6 protein-coding genes are annotated in these 6701 nt (G+C 70.9%); 2 read left to right on the top strand and 4 right to left on the bottom strand.

The annotated features are described in order from the left end of the window. Positions 1-222 precede the first annotated feature (222 nt). Both AC07RV_RS40365 and AC07RV_RS40360 read right to left on the bottom strand, forming a co-directional pair. Complete coding sequence (locus AC07RV_RS40365) at positions 223-726, bottom strand: hypothetical protein (protein WP_093347926.1); 504 nt, start codon at positions 724-726, stop codon at positions 223-225. Positions 727-925: 199 nt separating this feature from the next. After that, on the bottom strand, positions 926-1822 hold the full coding sequence (locus AC07RV_RS40360; RefSeq protein ID WP_093347924.1) for a LysR substrate-binding domain-containing protein: 897 nt from the start codon (positions 1820-1822) through the stop codon (positions 926-928). 159 nt (positions 1823-1981) lie between these two features. Between AC07RV_RS40360 and AC07RV_RS40355 the strand changes: the two genes are divergently transcribed. Then, complete coding sequence (locus tag AC07RV_RS40355; protein ID WP_256222734.1) at positions 1982-2959, top strand: Bug family tripartite tricarboxylate transporter substrate binding protein; 978 nt, start codon at positions 1982-1984, stop codon at positions 2957-2959. A gap of 29 nt (positions 2960-2988) precedes the next feature. Then, positions 2989-4389, top strand: coding sequence for an amidase family protein (locus tag AC07RV_RS40350; RefSeq protein WP_296781752.1), 1401 nt, complete (start codon positions 2989-2991; stop codon positions 4387-4389). Between the two features lie 9 nt (positions 4390-4398). Here AC07RV_RS40350 and hemL read toward each other — a convergent pair whose 3' ends face one another. Continuing rightward, on the bottom strand, positions 4399-5685 hold the full coding sequence (gene hemL / locus AC07RV_RS40345; RefSeq protein WP_296781753.1) for a glutamate-1-semialdehyde 2,1-aminomutase: 1287 nt from the start codon (positions 5683-5685) through the stop codon (positions 4399-4401). A 20-nt stretch (positions 5686-5705) separates the two neighbouring features. Then, entirely contained in the window at positions 5706-6671 is a 966-nt protein-coding gene (thiD, locus tag AC07RV_RS40340) for a bifunctional hydroxymethylpyrimidine kinase/phosphomethylpyrimidine kinase (protein WP_093347915.1), read from the bottom strand. Positions 6672-6701: the final 30 nt, after the last annotated feature.

Below are 6701 nucleotides of genomic sequence, written 5' to 3'. Positions count from 1 at the left end.
GTAGCGCTCTTGGGCCTGCCTGTAGCTCAATTCGCCTTTTTCTACCTGATCGACCACCGACAGCTTAAAAGCCAGCGCGTAGTCGCGCTGTGTGCGTTTGACGCCTGATTCCATTGACTCGCCTTTTCTCGAAGGAAAAGGTGTCAACCCTGGGCAGGACGGGTCAGGTTCCAAAAACAAAGGCGGCCGTGGCCGCCTTTTTTCATGGGCCCCGGCGGCCGCTCATTCGAAGCGGTACTTGAGCTGGAAGCTCAGCGCGCCATAGAGCCGGTTCTTGACCGTCGGCACGTAGGCGATGTTGAGGCCCCAGTTCTTGCCCTCGATCGCCGCGGTGGGGATCAGCGCCGGGAACCAGTTGCCGTTGCGGTAGTTGGGGTAGCCGTCGAAGCCGCCGACCACGGCGCCGAAGCGCACGCCGTGGAATTCGAAGGGCAGCACGTAGAGGCCGAGGTAGTGCGACTGGCGCCGGTCGCTGTTGTGGAAGGTGCCCAGCGTGACGCGGTAGACGTCGTTGAGCGGGTACTCGAAGCCCAGGCCGGGGTTCTTGTTCTCGAGGCCCTTGTCGCGGTCGAAGTGGGCCGAGTAGAAGCCGACGTTGATCCAGGTCTTCTGGATCTCGAAGGGTTGGTCGAAGGTCGGCAGCGTGAAGTCCACCGACTGCGCGAGCGCCGGACCACAGACGAGGAGGGCGGCACTCAGGACCGGCAGCAGGCGCAGGGATTTCATGGCTGGATGTTCTGGAGATCTCGTGCGGCTCGAGTCTGGCCGCGATGGCTTCTACCCTGTGATCGTTGGCGCCGGCTTTGCCGGACGCGGGCGCAATATACACGCGGGCACGGTCCGAAGCGCGAGCGCACGCGACGATTTTTCTGGGCCTGCTGTCATCGCCGTGGCACACGGCCGTGCGCAAGCGAGGGGCCGTTGCTCAGGCCGGCCGCGCCAGGTATTTGCGAAACAGCTCGGCCAGCCGCAGCGCGGCCAGCGACAGCGGCTTGCCGCGCGGCGAGACGATGCCCAGCTCGAGCGGCGGCACCGGCATCGCGAGCGGCACGCGCTCCACCAGCGCGTCATAGGGCGGCATCGTGAGCATGCCGGCCGGGCCCACCATCAGCGCGTCGCTGCGCGTCAACAGGCCCCAGCTCACGCCGAAGGAGGCGACCTCGATGCGATGCTCGGGCAGCGGCAGTCCCTGCGCTGCGTACTGCTCGAGCAGGAAGCTGTGCTGGCTGCCGGGTGCCAGGTGCATCAGCCATTCGGCGCCCGCGATCTCCTCCCAGCGCGTGGCGTGGCGCAGCGGATGGCCGCGCCGGCACAGCACGGCCATCTCGATCATGTCGAGCCGCTCGAACGCGAAGTCGGCATCGAGGGCCGAGGCCACCGGGCCCGCCACCGCGAAGTCGACCGCGCCCTCGCGCAGCAGCGGCAGCACTTGCGGGATCAGGCCGTCGAACAGCTTGAGCTGCGCCTGCGGCATGGCCTTGCGGAAGGCGCGCACCACCTCGGGCAGCACGCCGAGGAACACCATCGGCGTGACCGCCACCGCCACGCGGCCGTGCTGGCTGCCCTGGAGGATGCGGATGTCCTGGCGCGCGAGCTCGAGCTGCTGGTGCGCGAGCCGCGCGCGCACCGTGAGCTGGCGGCCGGACTCGGTGAACTCGATGCCGCGCGAGCTGCGCAGCACCAGCTGCGCGTCGACCTCGGCCTCGAGCTCGCGGATCGCCTTGGTCACCGCCGCCTGGCTCAGGTGCAGGCTGCGCGCGGCGGCGCGGATGCTGCCGGTGTCGGCCAGCCGCAGCCAGGCCTTGAGCTGGTGATCCTTCATGCGGGCATTCTGCCGCCCGGCCGTGCGCGGGAATCTACCGACAAACGCAGGTTGTCATCGCGACAAGCGATTGTCTTTTGCGGCGCGGGCCCGGTTCCTAGACTTCGGCCACCAGCCGGCTCGTGGTGAACGGCGGGATTCCCCAAGAGGAGATGCTTCGTGCCCGCCCTGTCATTCGCATGGACCCGCCGCGCCGTCGTGGCCGCCCTGGCCGCCGCCGCGCTGGCCGCTTCGGCCCAGTACCCCGAGCGCCCGGTGAAATTCATCGTGCCCTATGCCGCCGGCTCCGGCGTCGACGTCGCGATGCGCCCGGTGGCCGACGCGATGGCGCGCGAACTGGGACAGGCCATGATCGTCGACAACCGGCCCAGCGCGGGCGGCATCGTCGGCACGCAGGCCCTGGTGAGTTCGGCGAACGACGGCTACACGGTCGGCTACGGCAACCTCGTGACCCTGAGCATCAACCCGGCCTTCTTCTCGAAGCTGTCGTACGTGCCCGAGAAGGACCTGGTGCCGGTCGGCCTGATCTCGAGCAACGCCTACGTGCTGATCGTGCGCAAGGACCTGCCGGTGCGCAGCCTGCAGGAGCTGGTCGCCTACGGCCGCGAGCATCCGGGCAAGCTCTCGGTCGGCACGCCCGGCATCGGCAGCGCGGGCCACCTGACCGGCGAGCTGCTGAAGACCGAGACCGGGCTCACGATGGTGCAGGTGCCCTACAAGACCGGCACCCAGGCGGTCGCCGACATGGTCAACGGCCAGCTCGACGTGACCATCGAGAACATCTCGGCGGTGCTGCCCTTCGTGCAGCAGGGCCGGGTCAAGGCGATCGCCGTGACCAGCGCGAAGCGCGCCGCAGTGCTGCCCGAGGTGCCGACCGTGGCCGAGAGCGGCGTGCCGGGCTTCGAGGTGGTGGCTTGGGGCGCGCTGATGGCGCCCGCGGGCACCTCGCGCAAGACCGTCGACCGGCTCAACACCGCGCTGCGCGCCGCGCTGGCCGACCCGGCCGTGGTGCGCGCCAATGCCGCGCTGTCGATCGAGGCATTGCCCTCGAGCCCCGAGGAGCTCAGCGCGCTGATGAAGCGCGAGAAGCCGCGCTGGGCCGAGGCGGTGCGGCGCGCGGGCGTCAAGGGCGACTGATCCATCCATCTTTTTCGAGGAGACAAGCCATGCATCCCTGGCAACTGGAAGCCGCCGAACTCGCGCGGCGCATCGCGGCACGCGAACTCTCGTGCGTGGAGGCGGTACGCAGCAGCCTGGAACGGCTCGAGGCCGTCAATCCGCGCATCAATGCCGTGGTCGACGGCGGCGCCGAGGAAGCGCTGCAGGCCGCGCGGCAGGCCGACGCCGCGCTGGCCGGCGGCGAGGCCACCGGGCCGCTGCACGGCGTGCCGGTCACCATCAAGGTCAACGTCGACCAGCGCGGGCATGCCACCACCAACGGCGTGGCGGCCTACCGCAGGGTCGTGGCCGCCGAGGACAGCCCGGTGGTCGCGAACCTGCGGCGCGCGGGCGCGATTCCGATCGGCCGCACCAACACGCCCGCGTTCTCGATGCGCTGGTTCACCGACAACGCGGCCCACGGGCGCACCCTCAATCCGCACGATGCGGCGCTGACGCCCGGCGGCTCGAGCGGCGGCGCGGCGGCCGCGGTCGCGGTCGGCATCGGCGCCATCGCGCACGGCAACGACCAGGGCGGCTCGATCCGCTACCCGGCCTATGCCTGCGGCGTCTACGGCCTACGCCCGAGCTTCGGCCGCGTGCCGGCCTTCAACCCGTCGGGCACCGGCGAGCGGCCGCCGGTGGTGCAGCTCAGCTCGGTCCAGGGGCCGCTGGCGCGCAGCGTGCGCGACCTGCGGCTGGCCTTCGCCGCGATGGCCGCGCGCGACGTGCGCGATCCGTGGTGGGTGCCCGCGCCGCTCGAGGGCGCGCCGCCGGCCGGCCCGTTGCGCGTGGCGCTGTGCACCGCGCTGCCCGGCTACGCCTGCGATCCCGAGGTGGTCGATGCCCTGCAGCGCGCCGCGCGCCGGCTCGAGAGCGCGGGTTACCGCGTCGAGCCGGTGGAGCCGCCGCGGCTGCGCGAGGCGGCCGAGCTGTGGCTCGCGCTGACCATGGCCGACAGCCGGCTGCTGGTGGAACCGGCGCTGCTGCGCGACGGCGACCAGACCATCCGCCAGGCCTACCGCGCGATGGACGCGCATGCGCCGCCGTTCGACACCGAGGCCTACATGCGCGCGCTGGCCGCGCGCACCGGGCTGATGCGCGACTGGGCGCTGTTCCTGCAGCGCCATCCGCTGCTGCTGATGCCGGTGTCGTGGCGCCATCCGTTCCCGGTCGATGCCGACCAGCGCGGCGCGGATGCGATGCGCGACCTGCTCGACGCGCAGAGCCCGCTGCTGGCGACCGCGATCCTGGGCCTGCCGGGGCTGTCGGTGCCGATGGGGTTGCGCCAGGGCCTGCCCACGGGCGTGCAGCTCGTGAGCGATCGCTTCCGTGAGGACCTGTGCCTGGCGGCGGCCGAGGTGCTCGAGGCCGAAGCCGGGCCGGTGATGCCCATCGACCCGGCCTGAGCCTCCCGCTCAGCGCTTGCGGAAGATCTCGCGCGCCGCCTCGACGGTGGCCGCGATGTCCGCGTCGCTGTGCGCGGCGCTCACGAAGCCGGCTTCGTAGAGCGCGGGCGCGATGTACACGCCGCGCTCGAGCAGGCCGTGGAACAGCGCGTTGAACTGCGCGTTGTCGGTGGTCATCACCTTGGCGTAGTTCTGCGGCAGCTCGTTCATCAGGAAGAAGCCGAACATGCCGCCCTCGCTGTCGGCGCTGAAGGGCTGGCCCTCGGCGGCGGCCGCGGCCTTCAGGCCGTCGACCAGCGCGCGGGTCTTGCGGCCCAGTGCCTCGTAGAAGCCGGGCTTGGCGATCTCCTTGAGCGTGGCCAGACCGCAGGCCGTGGCCACCGGGTTGCCCGAGAGCGTGCCGGCCTGGTAGACCGGGCCCAGCGGCGCGAGCTGTTCCATGATGGCGCGCGGCCCGCCGAAGGCCGCCAGCGGCATGCCGCCGCCGATGACCTTGCCGAGCACCGTGAGGTCGGGCCGGATGCCCAGCACGCCCTGCGCGCCGTGCAGGCCGACGCGAAAGCCCGTCATCACCTCGTCGAAGATCAGCAGGGCGCCGTGCTGCGTGCACAGCGCGCGGCAGCGCTGGGCGAACTCGGGCGTGGCGCGCACGAAGTTCATGTTGCCGGCGATGGCCTCGATCATCAGGCAGGCGATGTCGCCGCCGTGCAGCGCGAAGGCCTCCTCCAGCTGCTCCAGGTTGTTGTACTCGAGCACCAGCGTGTGCTGCACCACCTCGCTCGGCACGCCGGCCGAGGTCGGGTTGCCGAAGGTGGCCAGGCCCGAGCCGGCCTTGACCAGCAGCGCGTCGGCGTGGCCGTGGTAGCAGCCCTCGAACTTGATGATGGTCTTGCGGCCGGTGGCGCCGCGCGCCAGCCGCAGCGCGCTCATCGCGGCCTCGGTGCCCGAGCTCACGAGACGCACCATCTCCATCGACGGCACCAGCGCGAGGATGGCCTCGGCCAGCTCGATCTCGCGCTCGGTCGGCGCGCCGTACGAGAAGCCTTCGAGCACGGCCTTCTGCACCGCCTCGACCACCGCCGGATGGCCGTGGCCCAGGATCATCGGGCCCCAGGAGCCGATGTAGTCGATGTAGCGCTTGTCGTTGGCGTCCCAGAAGTAGGCGCCCTCGGCGCGCTGGATGAAGCGGGGCGTGCCGCCGACGGCCTTGAAGGCGCGCACGGGCGAGTTCACGCCGCCGGGAATCACGGCGCGGGCGCGCTCGAAGAGGATGTCGTTGCGATCGGAAGTGGGCATCTGGAACGGGGGAAGTGGAATCAGTGGCGGGTGTCGTGGGGCGGCAGGGCGAAGTCGGGCACGTCGTCGCCGGGCTCGCCGTCGTCCTCCTCGGGCTCGGGTTCGGCCCAGAACAGGCGGTCGGGCAGCACGTGGCCCATGCCGGGGCGAAAGCCGGCGTCGAGGCAGCGGTCCATGTAGGCCAGCGCTTCGGTGGTGGCGGCCACCAGGTCGGTGCCGCTGGCCAGCAGCGCGGCCAGCGCGGCCGACAGCGTGTCGCCGGCGCCCGAGAACACGGCCTCGAGGCGCTCGTACTTCTCGCTGGTCAGCACCGACTGCGGCGAGGCCAGCACGTTGTCGATGAACTGGTCGGGCAGCACCAGGCCGGTGACCAGGGTGTAGGGCACGCCGAACTCGCCGGCCGCCATCGCGATGTCGCGCGCGCCGGGCGGGCGCTCGCCGCTCCAGTCGGGCAGCAGCCAGCGCCACAGCGTGCTGTGGTTGCCGACCAGCACCGTGGTCTGGGGCAGCACCAGGTCGCGGAAGGCGTCGAGGTAGGCGTCGATCTCGTTCTCGTCCCACCACGAGAGGTTGGGCATGTACGCCACCACCGGCACCTCGGGGTAGTCGGCAGCGGTCTCGGCGATGGTGCTCAGCGCCTCGGGCGTGCCGGCGAAGCCGACCTTGATCAGCTGCACCTCGACGTCCTCGAGGATGGCGCGGGTCTGCTCGGCGATGGCCTCCTCGTCGAACGCGAAGTGGTCGAAGATCTCGGCCGTGTCGCGCGCGTAGGCGCCGGTCACCACCGGCAGCATGTGGGCGCCCACCGATCCCATGGCCAGCCCGTCGCCGGCCAGGCCGCCGGCGCCGCTCGGGTCGCTGGCATTGAACACCAGGACGCAAGGGGGATTCAGGTCCTGATCCGCCAATGCATCGTCGTCGGGCAGCGGATCGTTAAGATCGCCCGGTTTGTCAACGCTGTCTGCTGGATGTAAGTGGAAGGTCATACGCCGGGCGGAATCCGCTGGATGGTGGCA

The sequence above is a fragment of the Variovorax sp. GW821-FHT09B01 genome (assembly GCF_059418345.1).
The sequence above is the reverse complement of the archived record's forward strand: the minus strand, read 5'-3'. Positions and strand labels throughout refer to the sequence as shown.

Coding starts and splice junctions, on each gene's coding strand:
- AC07RV_RS40350 (WP_296781752.1), top strand. CDS start 2,989: ATGCATCCCTGGCAACTGGAAGCCGCCGAACTCGCGCGGCGCATCGCG.
- AC07RV_RS40365 (WP_093347926.1), bottom strand. CDS start 726: ATGAAATCCCTGCGCCTGCTGCCGGTCCTGAGTGCCGCCCTCCTCGTC.
- thiD (WP_093347915.1), bottom strand. CDS start 6,671: ATGACCTTCCACTTACATCCAGCAGACAGCGTTGACAAACCGGGCGAT.
- AC07RV_RS40360 (WP_093347924.1), bottom strand. CDS start 1,822: ATGAAGGATCACCAGCTCAAGGCCTGGCTGCGGCTGGCCGACACCGGC.
- hemL (WP_296781753.1), bottom strand. CDS start 5,685: ATGCCCACTTCCGATCGCAACGACATCCTCTTCGAGCGCGCCCGCGCC.